Origin of the sequence: Romboutsia faecis (genome assembly GCF_014323405.1) — a bacterium.
GTDB classification, from domain to species: Bacteria; Bacillota; Clostridia; order Peptostreptococcales; family Peptostreptococcaceae; genus Romboutsia_E; species Romboutsia_E faecis.
On record NZ_JACRWE010000001.1, the window covers coordinates 148,953 to 167,749 of the forward strand.

The 18,797-nt window shown below is 24.8% G+C and carries 17 protein-coding genes; 2 read left to right on the forward strand and 15 right to left on the reverse strand.

The window, feature by feature from the left end:
- Nucleotides 1–12 precede the first annotated feature (12 nt).
- From H8923_RS00695 to H8923_RS00735, 10 genes are all read right to left on the reverse strand, one after another.
- Nucleotides 13–612, reverse strand: coding sequence for a hypothetical protein (locus H8923_RS00695; RefSeq protein ID WP_153971525.1), 600 nt, complete (start codon nucleotides 610–612; stop codon nucleotides 13–15).
- Nucleotides 613–834: 222 nt separating this feature from the next.
- Nucleotides 835–1,170, reverse strand: coding sequence for a hypothetical protein (locus H8923_RS00700; RefSeq protein WP_172976713.1), 336 nt, complete (start codon nucleotides 1,168–1,170; stop codon nucleotides 835–837).
- A 160-nt stretch (nucleotides 1,171–1,330) separates the two neighbouring features.
- Nucleotides 1,331–1,582, reverse strand: a complete 252-nt coding sequence (locus H8923_RS17225; RefSeq protein WP_243139933.1) for a hypothetical protein — start codon at nucleotides 1,580–1,582, stop codon at nucleotides 1,331–1,333.
- 219 nt (nucleotides 1,583–1,801) lie between these two features.
- Nucleotides 1,802–2,110 (reverse strand): hypothetical protein, encoded by a 309-nt coding sequence (locus H8923_RS17230; protein WP_243139932.1) that lies wholly within the window; start codon nucleotides 2,108–2,110, stop codon nucleotides 1,802–1,804.
- A 126-nt stretch (nucleotides 2,111–2,236) separates the two neighbouring features.
- Nucleotides 2,237–3,049, reverse strand: a complete 813-nt coding sequence (locus H8923_RS00710) for a nitroreductase family protein (RefSeq protein ID WP_153971523.1) — start codon at nucleotides 3,047–3,049, stop codon at nucleotides 2,237–2,239.
- An 80-nt stretch (nucleotides 3,050–3,129) separates the two neighbouring features.
- Entirely contained in the window at nucleotides 3,130–3,495 is a 366-nt protein-coding gene (locus tag H8923_RS00715; protein ID WP_153971522.1) for an HIT family protein, read from the reverse strand.
- A gap of 384 nt (nucleotides 3,496–3,879) precedes the next feature.
- Nucleotides 3,880–4,434: a helix-turn-helix domain-containing protein gene (locus tag H8923_RS00720; protein ID WP_153971521.1), complete on the reverse strand. Its 555-nt coding sequence runs from the start codon at nucleotides 4,432–4,434 to the stop codon at nucleotides 3,880–3,882.
- A 491-nt stretch (nucleotides 4,435–4,925) separates the two neighbouring features.
- Complete coding sequence (locus H8923_RS00725; RefSeq protein ID WP_153971520.1) at nucleotides 4,926–5,312, reverse strand: desulfoferrodoxin family protein; 387 nt, start codon at nucleotides 5,310–5,312, stop codon at nucleotides 4,926–4,928.
- A gap of 127 nt (nucleotides 5,313–5,439) precedes the next feature.
- On the reverse strand, nucleotides 5,440–7,773 hold the full coding sequence (locus H8923_RS00730; protein WP_172976712.1) for a DUF2357 domain-containing protein: 2,334 nt from the start codon (nucleotides 7,771–7,773) through the stop codon (nucleotides 5,440–5,442).
- The gene (locus H8923_RS00735; RefSeq protein ID WP_153971518.1) at nucleotides 7,748–10,396 is read right to left on the reverse strand and encodes an McrB family protein; all 2,649 of its coding nucleotides are present in this window, start codon (nucleotides 10,394–10,396) and stop codon (nucleotides 7,748–7,750) included. Before H8923_RS00735 ends, H8923_RS00730 begins: the two co-directional genes overlap by 26 nt.
- Before the next feature lie 165 nt (nucleotides 10,397–10,561).
- Between H8923_RS00735 and H8923_RS00740 the strand changes: the two genes are divergently transcribed.
- Nucleotides 10,562–11,143 carry a DUF4352 domain-containing protein gene (locus tag H8923_RS00740; protein ID WP_153971517.1) on the forward strand — a complete coding sequence of 194 codons (582 nt, stop codon included), beginning with the start codon at nucleotides 10,562–10,564 and terminating at the stop codon, nucleotides 11,141–11,143.
- A gap of 170 nt (nucleotides 11,144–11,313) precedes the next feature.
- On the opposite strand, the gene H8923_RS00745 is transcribed toward H8923_RS00740, so the two are convergent.
- Nucleotides 11,314–12,315, reverse strand: coding sequence for a PDDEXK family nuclease (locus H8923_RS00745; RefSeq protein WP_153971516.1), 1,002 nt, complete (start codon nucleotides 12,313–12,315; stop codon nucleotides 11,314–11,316).
- A 111-nt stretch (nucleotides 12,316–12,426) separates the two neighbouring features.
- On the opposite strand from H8923_RS00745, the gene H8923_RS00750 reads away from it, so the two are divergent.
- The gene (locus H8923_RS00750; RefSeq protein WP_317982792.1) at nucleotides 12,427–12,600 is read left to right on the forward strand and encodes a ribbon-helix-helix protein, CopG family; all 174 of its coding nucleotides are present in this window, start codon (nucleotides 12,427–12,429) and stop codon (nucleotides 12,598–12,600) included.
- Between the two features lie 40 nt (nucleotides 12,601–12,640).
- On the opposite strand, the gene H8923_RS00755 is transcribed toward H8923_RS00750, so the two are convergent.
- From H8923_RS00755 to H8923_RS17160, 4 genes are all read right to left on the reverse strand, one after another.
- A complete protein-coding gene (locus H8923_RS00755; RefSeq protein WP_153971514.1) occupies nucleotides 12,641–13,069 on the reverse strand; it encodes a hypothetical protein in 429 nt (142 codons plus the stop codon).
- Between the two features lie 23 nt (nucleotides 13,070–13,092).
- Nucleotides 13,093–14,130: a 5-methylcytosine-specific restriction endonuclease system specificity protein McrC gene (gene mcrC / locus H8923_RS00760; RefSeq protein WP_153971513.1), complete on the reverse strand. Its 1,038-nt coding sequence runs from the start codon at nucleotides 14,128–14,130 to the stop codon at nucleotides 13,093–13,095.
- On the reverse strand, nucleotides 14,120–16,369 hold the full coding sequence (locus tag H8923_RS00765) for an AAA family ATPase (protein ID WP_207707757.1): 2,250 nt from the start codon (nucleotides 16,367–16,369) through the stop codon (nucleotides 14,120–14,122). The genes mcrC and H8923_RS00765 overlap by 11 nt, the downstream gene beginning before the upstream one ends.
- 88 nt (nucleotides 16,370–16,457) lie before the next feature.
- Nucleotides 16,458–18,767, reverse strand: coding sequence for a DNA cytosine methyltransferase (locus H8923_RS17160; RefSeq protein WP_207707756.1), 2,310 nt, complete (start codon nucleotides 18,765–18,767; stop codon nucleotides 16,458–16,460).
- Between the last annotated feature and the right edge of the window lie 30 nt (nucleotides 18,768–18,797).

The window sequence follows — 18,797 nt, forward strand, 5'->3', positions numbered from 1 at the left end:
TAAAAGTGAATATTATTTGTACTTTTTGTTTTTGCTTCTAATACTATAAAAATCGTTATTTGTGCTTTCTTTATATGCCTCGTCTAAAATATCTTCTTTATTAATATTATTTAATAATTTTTTGTTGCTACCTAGATTTTTAGTTTTATACTCATATATTATATGTTCTCTTACTTGTTTCATATCCTCATCTGTAATGTTATAAAAATTTGCAATTTCCTTATCTGTTAAGTTAAGCTTGCTTAATTCTTTTACTACTTTGAAATCAATTACACGATTATTGTACTTATGAAAGTATTTATTATAAATATTAAATGCTTTGTATTTATCTATATTCAATTTACTTGATATAAAATTAAATCCTTTAGATTGCTCTAATAATTTATATATTTTTAATGCAATATCTATCTCTTTAACTTTATTTTTATAATCATTATCATTTATTTCATTAAGAGTTCGTAAAACTTTAATTTCATAACAATTATATAATTCTGCTATTTCACTTACTGTGACCCCTTTATCCATTAGATGTTTAGCCATTGTTTTACTTATGTTTGTGCCAAATTGTAAGGTTTCTTCTTGAATTAGTTTTAGTACGTCAATAGTATGCATCTCTAATTCTTTAGCTATATGATTGTAGTTACTTTTTGAATTTAGTATAGATTTAATTTCTTTTAATTTCTTAGTTTTATTTCTTTTTATTTCTTTTTATTTCTTTTATAGTTTTTGTATTATCTGTTTTTCTTAGAAACTCATCCTTGCATGGAGTTCCTACTTTTCCTTTCATAAGTTATATGTCCTTCCCCTGTTTATATTATTTACTATTTATTTGACTCATTCAATCTCTTTTTTAACTTCTTTATTTTCTTCTTTAGTGAATGTAATTAAGCCTCCACATTTTTCACATTGAGTCAATTTAGATGATTTGAGTAATTTCGAATTAAAAAGTAATCCAGATATAGATAATAATAATTTACAACATAATGCCGATGATAATAATAATATAGGTACTGTTATCCATCCTATTATTGGTATAAGTGTAATACATCCTACTATCATTAGTACTGCTATGATTGTATTTACCATATTTGATTTAAATAATCTTATCTTTGTGTATTCTCCACATTTAGGACATTTAACTCTATTTATTATCCTTCTAATATGAATCACCACCCTACCTATATTGATTGAAATAATATTTAAATATTATTAATTATTATATTTAAATATTATTTTAAAATGCCTGTCTAAAAATATAAATTTACGTACAATAGTATAGTTAAAATATTATTATCAACCTATAAACCCTTTATTTAGAAAATATCCTAAATTAGATTATATCTTCTTTGATATCATCATAAGCAAATAACGGTATGTCATATAAGTCTCCGAAGTTATCATATATAATCTTTGATGCTTTTAGCAAACTATTTAAGGATGTTACATTTGGAATAGTAATCCCTACTTCTTTTGATGATATTTTTACTCTCTCATCTGGTACACAGCATAAATATCCTGGTATATTGTTATATACCCCTTGGCATCTTAGTTCTCTTAGTATTAAAGGGATTTTTATCCTCATCTTATTTTTCCCTGAACCTAATCCTTCTAGCTGGCTTATATAGTCAATGAATATATTAAAATCATTATTTTCATTTGATTTTAATAAGCTATTTTTTATATTCTCCCAATTATTTGCTATTATAGAAACACTTGAATAATAATCTTTTCTAAAACTTACTTTCTTTCTAGGTATAATTCCTCTACATTGTTCTACTGTTACTTTGCAGTTGTTTTCACGTTATTCTATTTCTTTATTTATAAAGTTTTTATCTAGCCATAAATCAAACTTATCTTTATTATTCATCTTTAAATAAGTTGTAAAAAATGCTGCATTTTCCCATGGACCTGTTTTTGACCATGAAGATGCTAATACAAATAGTAGAAATAAATCATTTTCTTTAGATAAATCTAGTCTCATATTTTCATTGTTTGGTAGGATTATGTTAAAGTTGTAAACCCACCCTTCATATTTGTTATCTTTATTTATATTTATATAAGATAGTTTTTCTTTATTTTTTATTAATGCATTTATAAGTTTATCCTTCATATTTTCTCCTTATCTTAAATCTAATTGCCTATTTTATTTATACTCAAAAAGGCTATAGATAAAACTTATCTATAGCCTTTTCTAAAATAAAACTTAAAATTATTTTTATCAAAATTAATTTTTAACTTACTCGCAAACCCAAGTTATAACATATTTAAATTTGCTATCTATATTATTAGGTTCTACAAGTTCAAATCTTCCATTTAAATTCTTTTCTTCTAATGTTAAGTAAAAATGGCAAAGAGCTATTCCTATATCAATTTTATTCATTTCATTTTTATAATCTAGATAAAAATGAAATCTATTTTTATCTTTTAAAACTCTCCACGGTTGTTTATTTAAAGCAGATGGAGCTAATCTAACCATTTCTAATACTTCTAAATACTCTCCTGCATCTTCTTTTGAAAGTTCTTTATCAAAGTTTTCATTAAAAAAGATTTCTGAAAAATCTTTTCTTTTGTTATTATTATTGCCTATTAGTCTTGATATAATTGATTTTTTACCACCTTCATATCCTACTGGCGATACTATTGGAAGTGTTTCATTTTCACTTAAGTTCATGGCTTTAGAAAACTCTCCTCTATTGAAGGTTCCTCCTAGCCATACTGTACCAAGCCCTATTGAAGTGCAGTATAATACCAATTTTTCAAATGTAAATCCAAGAGCTTCTAGAGCAAATTCTTCTTTATTGCATGAAGTAGCTAAAAAGTATCTAGCTCCTTTTATTACCCCATAAGTTCCTAATTTAAATTCTTCGTTGTGATTGTTATTTTCTATTAGTTTAATTCTTATTTTTTTGTTAAAAGGGTTGTCTATATTATTTATGTAGTTTTCTATTTTTTCTATTGTTTCTTTTGATAAGGGTTTATCTTCGTAGTTTCTTACTGATTTTCTTAGCTTTATAGATTCTACTACTGATTTTTCAAGCTTATTATTCATAGTATTATCTCTCCTTAATTGCTCTTATTTAATACACATATTATTGTATATTTTAATTCAATTTATTTTATTGTCTAATTTTAATATTTCATTCTTTCTGGTATAACCCCTCTTACTCCTCCCTGAGGTGAATTTGTATCTCCCTTATATCTTGGGATAAGGTGTACGTGAACATGCATTACTGTTTGTCCAGAGTATTCCCCACAGTTAACTCCTATGTTGTATGCATCTGGTGAATATTTTTCATCTAGTAACTTCTTTCCTTCTTCTACTAAATTAAATACTGCTTCTCTTTCTTCTTTTGTTATGTCAAAAAAGTCTTTTACATGTCTTTTAGGTATGAATAACATATGTCCTTTATTTACTGGGAATTTGTCAAATATTGCATATGCTAGTTTATTTTCTAGTATATAGTTATCTTTCATATTACAAAATATACAATTCATGATTTCCTCCTATTTTACTTTATATCTAATCCTATATTTATATTAATATTTCTAAATTAAATATTTTCTATTACGTAATTTACAATCTTTGCTTTAATTTCTTCATTTTCAAATATGTACTCTATTATCATCTATTCCGCATACTTCTTTTTTTATTCTGAGTATGTATAATTCATATTTAATATCAACTATTTTGTCAATATCTATATTCTTTGCTATTCAAAGACAGTTATCTTTCAAGTATTGAAAATATTCTAATTTGATGCCTTTCTTTATTAAATGATATCTTTAGTGATTCTAATATCAACTTATCTAATTTATCATATCATAAATTGTATAGCATTTCTTATCCGATTATTAATATCATATCTTACTCTACCTTTTTTAATATTCTTTAATCTTTTCTATTGCTTCCATTAATTTCAATTCTATTGTAAACTCTATGGCTTTTTTAATTTCTTTACTTATATCTTTTCTAAACTTTTCAGTATTTATATAAGATTTATCAGAGTCTTGACCATGCATATTTAGCCTTCTTATATATTCATTAAATTCTACTTTTTCAAGTTTTCGCCCTATTTCATATCCATCTATATTTCTAAATAAATTATTTAAATCTCTAGAATAGTAATTTTTCCCCGCCCATTCAGATAGTATTTTTTTTATTTCAACCTTTTTCTGTACTAATTCTCCAAACTTTAAATCTTCTTCGTTTCTGTCTACTGGTTCTAGTTCAACGTTCAAGTTTGGCATAACCTCCCAAAAGTCTATTTCTAAAATATCTACTATTTTTGTTATGGTTTCTAAGTTTGGTATCCTTTGACTTTGTTCATATTTTGCTATTGTATGTTTACTTACTCCTATTTTATCTGCTAGTTCTGTTTGAGTTATTTTTTTATTTTTTCTAGCTTCTTTTATCTTTAATCCTATTTTTTCCATAATGCACCTCCCTAGTCAGTATAACCCATTATGGGTTATACTTCAATATACGAATAGTACATTTAGTCTTACTTTTCTATTATATAATAAAAGCACCCAATGTATTATTAGGTGCTAACGTTTTACTTTCTAAAATTCTTATTTATGTTTTCTTATGCTTATTTTTGTAAAAACTTTCCAATCTATAATTTATACAATCTTTAAACTTTTTTAGGATTATTGAGGAGTGTAGTAAAAGCTTGAAGTTGAAGTCTTAATAGTTAAAAATAATAAAAAAATCTGCTATCGGTAGATTTGAAATCTAAATTAGAGATATTAGCTAAATAGGATCACAGAAGTGTAAATAATTTGATAATTACTATTTTAGATAATTATATAAAAGAAAAAATATGTGATTATAAATATAATAAATAATATTATTATAGGGATACATTAATTATGTACCCCTTTATTTTTTATCTTTATAATATATTTAAACTTTTATATTCTATTTATAATTCTAATTTCCATAATCCATGAAGATTACAATATGCATATACCTCTAATAATTTATCATTTTCAGTTAATGCAAATTCTACAATTGGATCATTATCTATTTCTAAAGATTTACGTTGTCCACCTTGTGTTGTTAAAAGATATATCCAACTTATATGATGTTCTTGTGTCATTGGATGTAGTGTACTTCCAACTTGTATTTTTACTTTATTGTTATCTATGTTTACTACTGGTATGTGCTTTTCTACTGAAGCTTCTGTTGTGTTTGCTACTAGCTCATTAATCTTTTTTCCACAACATACTAGCTTTGGGCCTTTATCCTCTATCATTCCGACCATATTTCCGCAGACACTACATATAAGAAATTTTTTTGAATTATTCATTTTGTAAACCTCCATAATATAAAAAATCTTACCTATAATATCTATGTTGTTAAAACTTAAACTATGTTTATTTTTTATGTAAAGTTTTTTATCATATTAATTATATTTATAAAAATTTGTATGTGTTTTATCTTAAATTTAATAAAGCTCTCTCTAAATCATCAATAATTTCATCATTAAGTTTTATAATTCTATTATTTACAACTCTGACATAATTATCTCCTATAGTAAATCCACCTTTTTCTTTCTTTAAAATAAGATTATTTTTCTTACTAAAACTTTTCAAAATCTTATAAACTTCAATTTCTTTTCTATCATTCAAATATAACTCATGCATAGTTTCTGCATTTTTAAGTAAATACATAGTAGTATAATTAAACGTAACTATGCCATATTCTACTATATCAATAGGACCTACTTTTTCAAACTTCTCAAGATTAAATCTTATATATATATCATCTATTTTAGATTTATTACTACATTTAATCTCTAAGCAATTACCTCTTTTGTATTCATATATATCCTTTATCTTAGCAAAATAATAAATTCCACTATCATCCTTAAAACTTCTCTTAGATTGATAAAATGCTAAATACTGTACATTAATATCAACTTTAGATAAAGTACTTTTCGGTATATGGTAAAAATTATCTTCTTTATATGCATCAAAATGTTCTTTATCTTTTACATTTACTATCATTACATTTTTATTCTTAAATTTATAATAATCATTTTCTTCATCAAATACAGGATTATTATTTATAGCTTCTATATATGATTCATCTATTAATTTACATATATGTTTCTTCATAAGTGATGTTGAACCTGGAAGCATAGGTATTGCACCTATATTAACCTTATCTATACTTTTATAAAATTTATGTTCTTTATAAGATTCTTCATCACTACAAGGGAACATTACATATGCTCCATATGTTTCATATTTATAATAGTTGTCATCTTTATTTTCACTAACTATAGAATCTCTATATCTATGCATAACATTTATATCTTCTTCCATAGGTCCTATAACACCATTGTTATCTATATATAATCTATATTTAGCATCAAATAAATAAACTCTATCAGAATTTTTTTCACTCTTTAAACAAAGTACTGTATCTGGTCTTTGATTAGTAGTTGGTAATCCATAATAAGGCTTATTGTACCAAAGTTCTAACTTATTACCTTTATCATTTTCATATATACATTTTGATTTTTTATTCTGTAATAATGATAAAGTTAATCCATTTGAAGTAACTTGTATCATTGATGAATTCTTAGTTTTATAGCCTAATTCGTTTATAATATTATGTATCTTTATATAGCACCAAATCTCATATAAATTCCAAAGCTTTTTATAATTAATATCATATACACCGCTACATATATCAAGGCCTTTGGATAATAAATTATAGTAGTAATATACTTCCTTATATCCACTTGCCATTTTAAATGCTAAAGTCATAGACTTATTACTCTTTATATCACTTATATCTTTAAAAAATGTATTCAAATGATTATTTAACTTAGATTCATAAAGTGATAACTTATTATAAAAAATATTATCTTTATTCTTTGATTTCTCTATTTCTTTTTTTACATATTTTATCTTTTTTATAGTTTTGCTTATTATGTGCTTTACAAGCTGATTTTCATATATGTCAAAAGTTATTTTCTTTTTTACTTCTACTACATTATTTGAATTTTGATTTTTTCTTTTATATTTTATAGTATCTTTAACACATATTCTTTTAGCTTTATTTTCATTTTTTAAATTAAACTCTTTTATAACACCATGCTTAGGACGAGTTTCTATCCTCTTGATAGCTTTTTCTAAGTTTTCATAAATGCTGTTAAGTATAGTTATAAATTCTAAGTTAGTTTGATTCTTTACATCCTTTATTTCTACTCTTGAGAAAGTTTTAGATATAAATTCAAATACTAATGAGTTTATTTCTTCATTTATATCTCTTAGAATTTCATTGTAATCGTCCAAGTAGTCTAACTTTGATGGAAATACCTGTATTGTAAAAGTTAGTACTATCTCTTTATCCTTTAGTATCTTAAATGTAGAATATCCTATATCTCCGTTAAACTTAAAAGATCCATACACATCTCTACGTCTTGATACTATGTTATCTCTTATCTCTTTATCTGTATGATATATTTCAAAATGAGAGTTACTATTATTCTCTAAATATATATTATAACTTCCATCTTCAAAAAAACTAGGATACATGAAGTTTGTATCATTAAATTCTAATTCTTTAAAACTGTTTAATGAGTAAGTTTCTACATCATAATATTGTGATTCTACACTTATATATGAAGTTATATCTTTATGATTATTAGTAGCTCTAAATTTTTTATTTTCACTATTTCCAGATAAATATATTGTAAAGTCATTTGTTGATATTTTTAATATATCTTTATTAGTACCAGTAACTACAGTATCCATCATTTTGATATCCTTTTAGCATATATAGTATTTTCTTAGCACTATTTTCATATTTTACATTTTCATTTTGTATATAGTTTTCTGCTTCTTCTATATCTATCTCTTCTATTACTTTTTTATCACATACAAAGTTAAATAAGTTTATTAAAACTTCACATACACTATATTCGCTACCAACTATAGCTGGAAGTATTTTTTGCATTATTTGATAGTCAAATGCTACATCTTCATTTAGTAATTGTGATTTTTTATTTTCTATCATATAGAATATGATTTCATCTCTTACTCTATATGCAAATTGTTTTTGTGATATTTTTAGTATTTCATTTATTTCTATTATTTTTTTATTTATAGTTTTTGCATATTCTCTGTATTCTTGCTCTATGTCTATAGTTTTTAGATAGCTTGTTTTTAAGAAGTTATTATCAACTTGTAGTGCTTCTTGCTTTTCTTGTATTTCTTCTGGGAATAGATTATCTAAGTCTACATCGGAAAATTCTATTGTATTTGCTCTATCTAGTACTTTTCTACTAAATTGGAATGTTGTATCATCCATGTTTACTGTTCCTATTATATATAGGTTATCTGGTATATGTAGCTTTATTTTATCTTCATCTAATATATTGTTTGTTATTATTTTTCCATCTACTTTTTTACGACTTTCTATTATACTTAGATAATCACTTAGATAGTATTCTACCCTTGCTAGGTTCATTTCATCTAAACATACAAAGTATGGTTTGCTTTTATTTTCTTCTTTTGATGCTTCTACTATTAGCTTTGTTAATGTCCCTTGTATAAACTCATCATTTAAATTTTTATATCCTATTAATTCTGTACTATCATTGTAATCTGGTCTTATACTTATTTGATTAAATTCTGCTCCTATTGCTTGTGACATTAGTCGCACTATTTTTGATTTCCCTGTACCACTTATTCCTGCTAATATTACAAATGGCTTTGTTTTCAAAGATAAATATAAATTTGATAATTGCTCATGAGTATAGTTATATCCCTCATTTTGTATGTAGTTTTGAACTTTATTTATTACTTCTAAAGAATTCTCATAATTATATTTAGTTAAATTATCTTCAGATTCTTGGCTTTCTTCACTAAATAGAGGAAATATTTCTGAGTATATGAATCTCATAAATTTTAAACCATCCCAGTTCTTAATTTCATCAATATTAGATTGAATTTTTTTAAGTTCCATATTAGCCTTTACTATATTTAAATCTCTTATTGCATCATCTTTATATCCAAAGTATTTTAATAATTTTTTGATATGATCTAGGCTATATACTGGAAGTAATTTTTTTGGGAAATACATATATAATAATTTTGTTTTAAACATATTCATTGATGAAATCATACTATTATCGTCTAGTAATTCATATTTTCCTATTCTATAATTATTTACAAAGTTAAAAATACTTTTTCTTAGCTCTATCCATGCTTCTTCTACATTTGAAAAGTAATTTGGATATATCCATTTACCATCTTTACTAGAATAGTATATTTTAAACTTTTTAGAGCTTCCACCTTTTATACTTCCTAATGGTACAGTATGAAATTCTAACCACCAACACATATTATTTGGTTGTTTTCCTAGTGCATATCTTTCAAGTTCTAAATTCTCTAAGCTTTCTATTGGAAATTGTTTTATAAATTCTAATCTAAGTTCTTCATCATCAATTTTATATGTAGATTCATATGTCTTATCAAACTTTTCTATTAAATGTTTTAATTCCATAAACTGTGTATCACCTTTAACTTTATTTTTAATTTCTCTTTTATAGTACTTATATTCCAATTGTTCTATAGCATCTTTAAAAGCTTCTTTGAATTCATTATTATTGATGTATTTATTTAAATTTTCTGATATACAAAATAAATCATTTTCTTTGTAGAAATATTGTGATGTTCCTTCTGATAAATATTTTATTGGAGCATTTTTTGCTAACTTAACGTATTCTTTTTTACCCCAACTTTTATAATCTTTCGTGCTTTGTGATTTTTCTAAATCTATTCCATTTTCTTCTTTGCTGTAGAATCCTTTGAATGATTTGTACACATCGTCTTCATTTATTTTTAGTTTTATATTACCATTATTATAAAATGCCCATAATAATGGTATCTTGTAACTTTTGCTCATACTAGTATTTTTTATTGTATTTATAAATTCTTTAGCAATTTCATCTAAACTAATACTATTATGTACATTTGATTTTATATAAAATGTATTTAGCTCTTCTCCTTTATAGAATTCTAAATACTCATCTGTATCTATATTTGGTTCTTCATTTTTAATTAAATCATATGTGTATATGAACTTATTTTTAAGATAATCTATAAGTTCTTTATTTGAGTCATATCTTATTTGAATTGTTTCTCCTCTACTTTTAGAGTTTATATTTCTTATTTCTACTTTTGCTTTATAATCTTCAAAAAACAGATCTATCTGTTGAGATTTACCTAATTCTACTTTGTTATTTTCTATATTACTTAAAAATCCAGACCTATATTCTATTGGTATATGTATACCATACTTAAATAGCGATTTATCTATATATTTTCTTCCTATACAATTTTCATCTTTAATTGTTAGCCAACTTTCTCCCATTCGCTTACTCCTATTTATATATTTTTACTAAATAACAAATTTTATCTATTTTTATATTTATAGTATAACATTGAATAATTGCATTTTCTATTTTTACAAATATTACCTTTAATTTTATAATTTAAAATTAGATATTGTAAATTTTTATTATTTAAAGGGGGATTTATGTATAAAAAATATAAACTAGATGGACCTGGAAATCCAAAATATGATCCGGATGAATATAGAATTGCTCATGAACGTAGATTTAGTGAAAATACTGAAGAATGGAATAGAATATTACAAGGTGATACACGATTTCGTAGAAGACATCCTCAAAATAAAAGTAATTCAATAAAAGTTAAAGATATTCTTATTATTATAACTACACTTTTTATAATCTTAAGTATAGGATTGTCTAAATTTAATAAGGATTATAGTATACCAAATACAAATATTAATCCCATTAATATAACTATAAATAATATTACTACAGGTATTGAAGATCAATATGCTAAAGCTAGCAGTGGTAATAAATTGGTTTATATAGATGTATCTTTAGAGAATAGTTCAAATAATCCTTATAATATTGATTTATCTAAGTTTAAGTTAATCGATAAAAATAGTAACACTTACAATCTTCTTCATTATACAGTCTATAATGAAAATAGCCTTACTAATATTAATCCTAATAGTTCTACTAATATTAAACTTGTATTTGAATTACCTCTAGAGTATTCAGATGAAGTAAGATTATCTATTAATTAATATATCTTTATATAATTATTTAAAATTAAAATTTAAGGGTATGGTTCTTTATGTAAACTCTAAATAACAGTACCCTTGGATAAATAAAAGAAGTATAGTCTCTTTATTGATAATTATTTGTTACTACTATTTAAAATTGTTAACAAATAATTAATCAATTTATTATGATTCTAATATACTAAATATAGAAATTTTCCCAAATAATCTTCTACACTAATACTCATAGACTTAGCTTTATATGCATAAGTACCATATGATTTATATGGTAAATGACATATCTCATATATATCATCCCAATATAAAAGTTGCAACTTATGATTTTTTCTAAAAAGCTCAACCCTATACTTTTGATTTCCTCTATCTAAAACTTCATAAGGAACACCTTTTATCTCAATATATCTATCTTCTTTTAGTAAATAAAAATCTGGAGTATATCTTCTTCCATTTTCTAATTTGAAATGTTCTGGTTCATATTCAAATTCTATATTATTAGCAATCAAGTAATTTGCATATATCACTTCATAACCTGACCTACAAAAAACTATATTTTCATGTTTTTTGAAATACCAATTTTTATTATGATTGTTTTTAATTATACTTAAAATACTTTCACTTAATCTTTTACTACTCATTTCTCTTGCATAACAACCACAAGATACAATTTCACCTTTTATAATCTGAGAATATGTCTTTCTACTAATAGTACCACATTCACATTTGCAGACCATATCATATGCTCTTCTTTTATTATTCATATTAACATCTATAATTGTTAGCATACCATGCTTTTCACCAATTTTCTTCAATGCTTCTTTATAATTTTTTTCTTTATATTCCTTAAAATCTTTTTTATGACATACACAACTTCTTGTATCTCCATTGTATAAATACTTTCCTTTTATATCTGTAATATTTCCACAATCACATTGACATCTATATACTTTTCTTGAATCTTTAGAGTTATCTACTCTTTCTAAGACTACTAATTTACCAAATCTTTTTCCAATATTATTATCTATTTTAGGCTTTATTTTTAAGTTATTTTCTCTTAATAATTTTGATAAGGTTTCTTTTGATATTTTTAGTTCTTTACTCATTTCCCTTTGATTATATCTTTTATCTATTAAATCTTGTAATATTTCCTTGGGAATTATTAATCGTGGTGCTGGCATAACACTACCTCCGTATCATAGTGATGTATTTGTGATGCTACTATTATGTTTTACTTAAATCACTGTGTTATGAACGGAATTTTTTGGATATAATACGGTTGAGGTGGTAGTGTGATTAATAAAGATGTTAATATGAGAACTTCTCTTACAATTCCAAAGGATCTTAAGTCTAAGTTAGAGGATTTAGCTAAAAAAGAACATAGAAGCGTTAACAATCTTATTGTTAATGCTTTGTATTCATATGTGGATGATAATTTGAATTCTAGAAATAAAAATAAGGAGTGACAATCCGTTACTCCTTATTTTTATACTTAATTTATTAATATTATATTTTACTTAGTATGTAATTTACGATTTCTTCTTTAATATGATCAGTTACAGTCATATACTCTATTAACATGTCATTCATACCACATAGTTCTTTTTTCATTCTATATATACCTAACTCATTATCACTTTCAACCATTTTACTAATATCTATATTATTTGATATTATTTTTCTTACATCATACTCTGCAAATGTGTCAATTGTAGCTACCTTATTTTCTGGTAAGTATACAAACTTTATGAATGGATTTTCATTGTATTCACTTAGATTTAATTTGTTTAGTGATAGCTGCCCTTCAAGTATTGAAAATGCTCTAAATTTATATTTTAGTTTGTTAAATGATATTTCTATTGATTCTTTTATTAATTTATCTATGTTATCGTAACCTAAATCACATAGTATTTTTTGTGCATTTAATTCTGTCAATTTTTCATTATATCCTTTTCCTGTTATATACAATTACAAATATCTATTAATCTTTTATGAATTTCTTTCCAATCAGTATTTAAATTAATACTACAAACCTTAATTTTATGACCTTGAATATCATAAATATTATCAAGTATCCGATCAACTTGAGGATATAAAAGAATACCTATAGAATTTAAATAAGCTCCCCCTTTAGCTTCAGCATTTTTTAAATAAGAAAAAATCTGATATAAGTTACTACTATAAATCTTCTCTCTATTCATGTTAGTTGCCAATGTATTTCTATAAAATTTAGTATCCATAATAACTATAGTATTTTTATTCTTTATAGTAATATCAGTCTGCATAATAGGAAGTAAATCTATCTCATCACCTGCAGCATCCCAACGAATATTCTCCCTTGTAACACTACATCCTTTTAAATGCGTCTTATAAAAATTACGCACAAAACGCTCAAAAACATATACCATTTTTTTTTCATCTTTACAAAAATCTTTAAAAGTTACCTTACCACTAGATTCATCAATCATCATATTTTCATATATAAGTCTACAAATATCCAAACTAAGTTTATAATGAACATTATTCTTATGAGTATCTATAAAATAAAAATCTTTTTTAGTAAGTTTACTAGTGGTAACATTACTAAAATATTTATATACCTTCATAGCATCATATTTGATAATATTTGAAATGTTTGTAGATTTTAAAATATTATATAAAGTAGCCTTTAGAATTTTATTATATATAATATCCTCAGTAAATTCATCAAAATAGCAACAAGCTCTTCCTTTGATAAAGCTACTTCTTTTTAAACTATCGTCAAAGTTAATCTTCCCTTTTAAAGATGGCGTTTCTTCATAATTAAATTTGTATTCTTTATAAATACCTTTCTTTACAAGCTTAGATATATCTTTAATTAAAACTGATGCTAGTAACTCATATAAGTTATTTCCTTCTACTTTATTTATCTTTTCAGTACCTATATACTGTACACTATCCCAAGTGTATAATAACATATAGTAAATATTTTGTATTGGTATGTCTTTAATCTTCAAGTAAATCAGCTACTTTCTTTTTTAGTTCCTCTTCACTCTCATCAAACCAATATTCTCTTATAAGTGGTTCTATTTCCATTTTTATAATTCTCTCATACCACGAATTAACATCTTCTATATTTTTAGTTGGTGTAAAGTAACTATGTCCTATTCTATATCCTTTACCTAAGTCTAAACTTTCTAATTCTATTATTTTATTTAATGTTGTTATCTTATCTATTATTTTTTTTGTCATTTCTTTTCCTAGATAATTTTCAAAATAATTTTTTAAAGTTTCATTGTCAAAAGCTGGTTCTATATCTATAAATGCAAATCTTCTTCTTAATGCATAATCAACCATAGCTAAAGATCTATCAGCTGTATTCATTGTTCCTATTATATATAAATTTTCTGGTATATAAAATTTTTCATCTTCTTCAGTATAAGTTAGTGACACTGAATACTCTGTTCCACGCTTATCTTTTTCTATCAACATCATCAATTCACCAAATATTTTGCTTAAATTTCCTCTATTTATTTCATCTATTATGAAGTAGTAATTATTTTGGGGATATTTTATTGCTTTCTGTACAAATTTATGAAACACTCCATCTTTTAATGAAAATCCACCTTCTTTATTTGGTCTGTATCCTCTTATAAAGTCTTCATATGAATATGATTGGTGAAATTGTATCATTTCTATGTTTTCGTCTGTTTTTTTATTTTGATGTAGATAGCATAATCTTCTAGCAATAAATGTTTTACCTACTCCTGGAGGTCCTTGAAGGATTATATTTTTCTTATAATCCAAATTAGAGAGTATTGAATCTATTTTTGATTCTTGTATAAATACTTCTTTTAATATATCTTCCATTTCATATGTATCTATCTCAAAATTATAATTAGATGATGTATCATTTACATTACTATTATCTTCTGAAGTATTGATATCATCTTTATATAAATCTAGTAATTGTATTTCTCTATTACAATCTACAAAAACAGGTTTAACAAATAATTCAAACAAAAATAAATGTTCATCTAATCCTATTTTTTTATATTTACTTATTCTTATTGCTGTTATTTTAGGTAATAAGATTTCACCCTTTATCTTAAATATTCCATCATCAGAATTCATTGTTGTTCTTCCTTGAGTTGCTTCTTTTAGCTTACACACAAATGTCAAATCATTATTATCTAAATTAACTATTTTTTTATATTTTTCATTCCAGTAATCTTTAGATATGTTTGTATAATGATTAAAAATTTGACTTTCATATTCAAATTTTATCATTTCCATATATAGCAATAAATTATTTTTATTAAATTTACATTGAATATTCTCTTTATCCTCATAAAATTTATCTATTCCACCAAAATCCTCATAATTTTTTTTTGAAATATATATTGCTTTATCATAGTTTCCACCATCTCCATGTAGTTTTACTTCTTTTTCTAAAAAACCATTAACAGCATTTTCTACAACAGAACCTATATATTCAAATCCACTTATTGTCGTTATAAAATTATTTGGGTTATATTGATCCTTTGTATTATTATTTTTTATCTTAAATTCTTGTATTGATTTTTGATGATATTTCTCTAAAGATGAAATTTTATCACTTATCCAATTAATTATATTTGCACCATTCTTTTCACTATCAATCTTGTCGATATCATCCCATGATAAAAAATATCCTACTAAAAATGTATCTATATTATTTCTTTGACTTTCACATTCACCAATCAATTCTATAATTGGTTTATAATTATATCCATAAGGTGCTTCCTCATTATCACTTTTTTTCCGTTCCCAAAAAACACATTCTTTGATTTTTTCATCTTTTATATCATTTTTTATCATATCTAGATAACTATTATGTATTTCGTATGCATGACTATATCTTTTAGCTTGTTTTTCATCAAATTCAAGAATAACTTTCATTCCATAATTATCTACAGAAAAAGAAATACTTGATCCACATAGCTTTAAATTTTCCTTTTTAATTTCTAACCAAAAGTATTTGTATAAATTTCCACTATGTTGCCAATTTTTAACATCTACATATCCAAATCTTTCATTTAAATTCAGCATATTAGATAATTTTTTAAACTCTTTATGCGCTGTTTTTGATAATTCTCCAATTTCTTCACTTCTTTGTTTTATACTATCATCCTCTGAATTTATATAATATTTTTCTTTATTAAGCATATAATCACTCAAAAAATGTTTTTTTATTTTATCTATTAATAACTCCATTGTACTTCTCCCCTTCATTTAATACTTTAATTAAATATTAACATATATAAAGACTGAGATTATTATATTTATCTCAGCCTTTTATATTTTATTCTATATCTACAGCTATATAATCAAATGTAACTTGTTCATATGTTTCTTCATCTTCTTTTATACATTCTTTAGTTTTTATATCTCTAACTACATAACTCTCACCAATAATTTTAGGATAGCTGTTTATTATACTTTCCATTAAATTAATCAAAACATCCACTACAATAGAATTTCCTGCTTGCTTATACATCTGAGTATCTGAAACAACTTGCTTAAAGTCATCATCATATCCCATTAATCTTAAGCATTCTCTTGGAGTTAATCTTCTAACTCTTCCATCTAAAGTTACATAATTGTCTACACCAGCTCTATGCATTTTATGCATTGTTGAAAGTAATGGTCTAGCTATTTTTAAATCTATTTCTGGCTTTGTGTAATATCCCTTAGTTCCAGGAGACATAACATGACTTAAAACTTTTTCAGATAAGAAATGCTTTGAATCTATCTCTCCATGTTCTTCATGTAAAACTATGTTACCATTTATAGAATTATATCCTCCAAACTTCACATTAGTTTCTAAAAAATCTTGCATTGTAAATTCTAATTCCTGCTCTTTAGGGAAATCAAACCCATCTATTTTATCTTTAAATCCAACTACAAAAACTCTTCTTCTTGTTTGAGGTATTCCATAATCTTTTGCATCTAATAGTTTATAATATATCTTATATCCTAAAGATAAAAATGTATCATGTATTACATTCCAGGTATTACCTCCATCATGTTTAAGCATACCTTGTACATTTTCATATATAAATACCTTAGGTTCTATTTCTTTTACTAGTCTTGCAAAGTCATAAAATAATGTTCCTCTAGTATCTTCTAATCCTCTTTGATGACCCATTATAGAGAAACTCTGACATGGACTTCCTCCTACAAATAAATCTACTTGGCCTTTATATTTTGTACCATCTATAAATCTAACATCATATAAAAAATCTTTATCTTCTAGTTCATAATTTTCTAAATATGTTTGTTTTACGAAATTAGTTTTTCTTCTTGATTCATAAATTTTTCTTATATACTCATTTTGCTCATCTGCTGTCTCAAACTTTTTAATTTCTTCTCTTAAACCTTCTTCATCTTCTATTTCAACTTCTATATCTCCATTATCACATGCAAATACTATGTTATGATCTATATTCATCCTTTTTAAAGCCCATTCTATAGCCCCAATACCACTAAATACAGTTGCTATACTCATACTCTTTTTAGACTTTTTTTCAAATACACCAGTTTTTTCCACTTCTTTATATATCTCTTCAAGTACATTAACAACTATAGAGTTTCCGCTCTGTCTATACATCTGTTGGTCTGGTACCACGATTTTAAACTCATCGCCGTATCCCATTAACCTTAAGCACTCTCTAGGTGTTAGTTTTCTAGCTACACCTTCTACACCATTAAAGTCACCTACATATACTCTATCATCTTCTTTAGCCCACTGCTCTAACTCTATAGGTCTAAATACCATATCTCCACACCAATTAAACTGTTGATTTGCAGCTTGTGTTCTTGATATATCTGCATTTATACTAACTCTTTTTTTCAAGCTTTTCTCCATAGTGATCCACTTAAATCCTTTTTCACCATGGAAGTACTTTTTATCAATGTTACTTTCTAAATAGTCTTTAACAGTTTTTTCTAATGGAATTTTATTTGGAAATTTGAAATTATTTATATCTAAGTCACTTCTAAATCCAACTATAAATAATCTTCTTCTATTTTGAGGTATTCCATAATCTTTTGAATTAAGCATATCCATTTTCCACGTATACCCCAAGCTATCAAAAATCTCACATATAGTTTTAAATGTATTTCCATTATCATGACTTACCATTCCTGGAACATTTTCATATATAAACACTTTTGGTTGTATTTCCTTTACTAGCCTTGCATATTCATAGAAAAGTGTTCCTCTAGCATCGTCTAGTCCTGCTCTATGTCCGCTTATAGAGAAACTTTGACATGGACTTCCTCCTACAAATAAGTCAACTTCTCCTTTATATAAATTTCCATCCAAAAATCTTACATCTTGGTAAAAGTCTTCGGGACTAATTTCATAATTATTCATATAACTTTCTTGTACAAAATTCTTTTTGCCGGTTCTATTATACATATCATCTATATATGTTTTTGTTTGTACATGATCTAATCCTTCTACTTCTTTTTGAATGTCTTCATATTCTTCTTTTAAGTATCTTTCTCCGTTATCACATGCAAATACTACCTTATGAGGTACATTCAATCGTTTTAGTGCCCACTCAATTGAACCTATACCACTAAACACAGTTGCTAATTTAATCATCTTTTGCATCTCCTATTGTTAATCTAATGT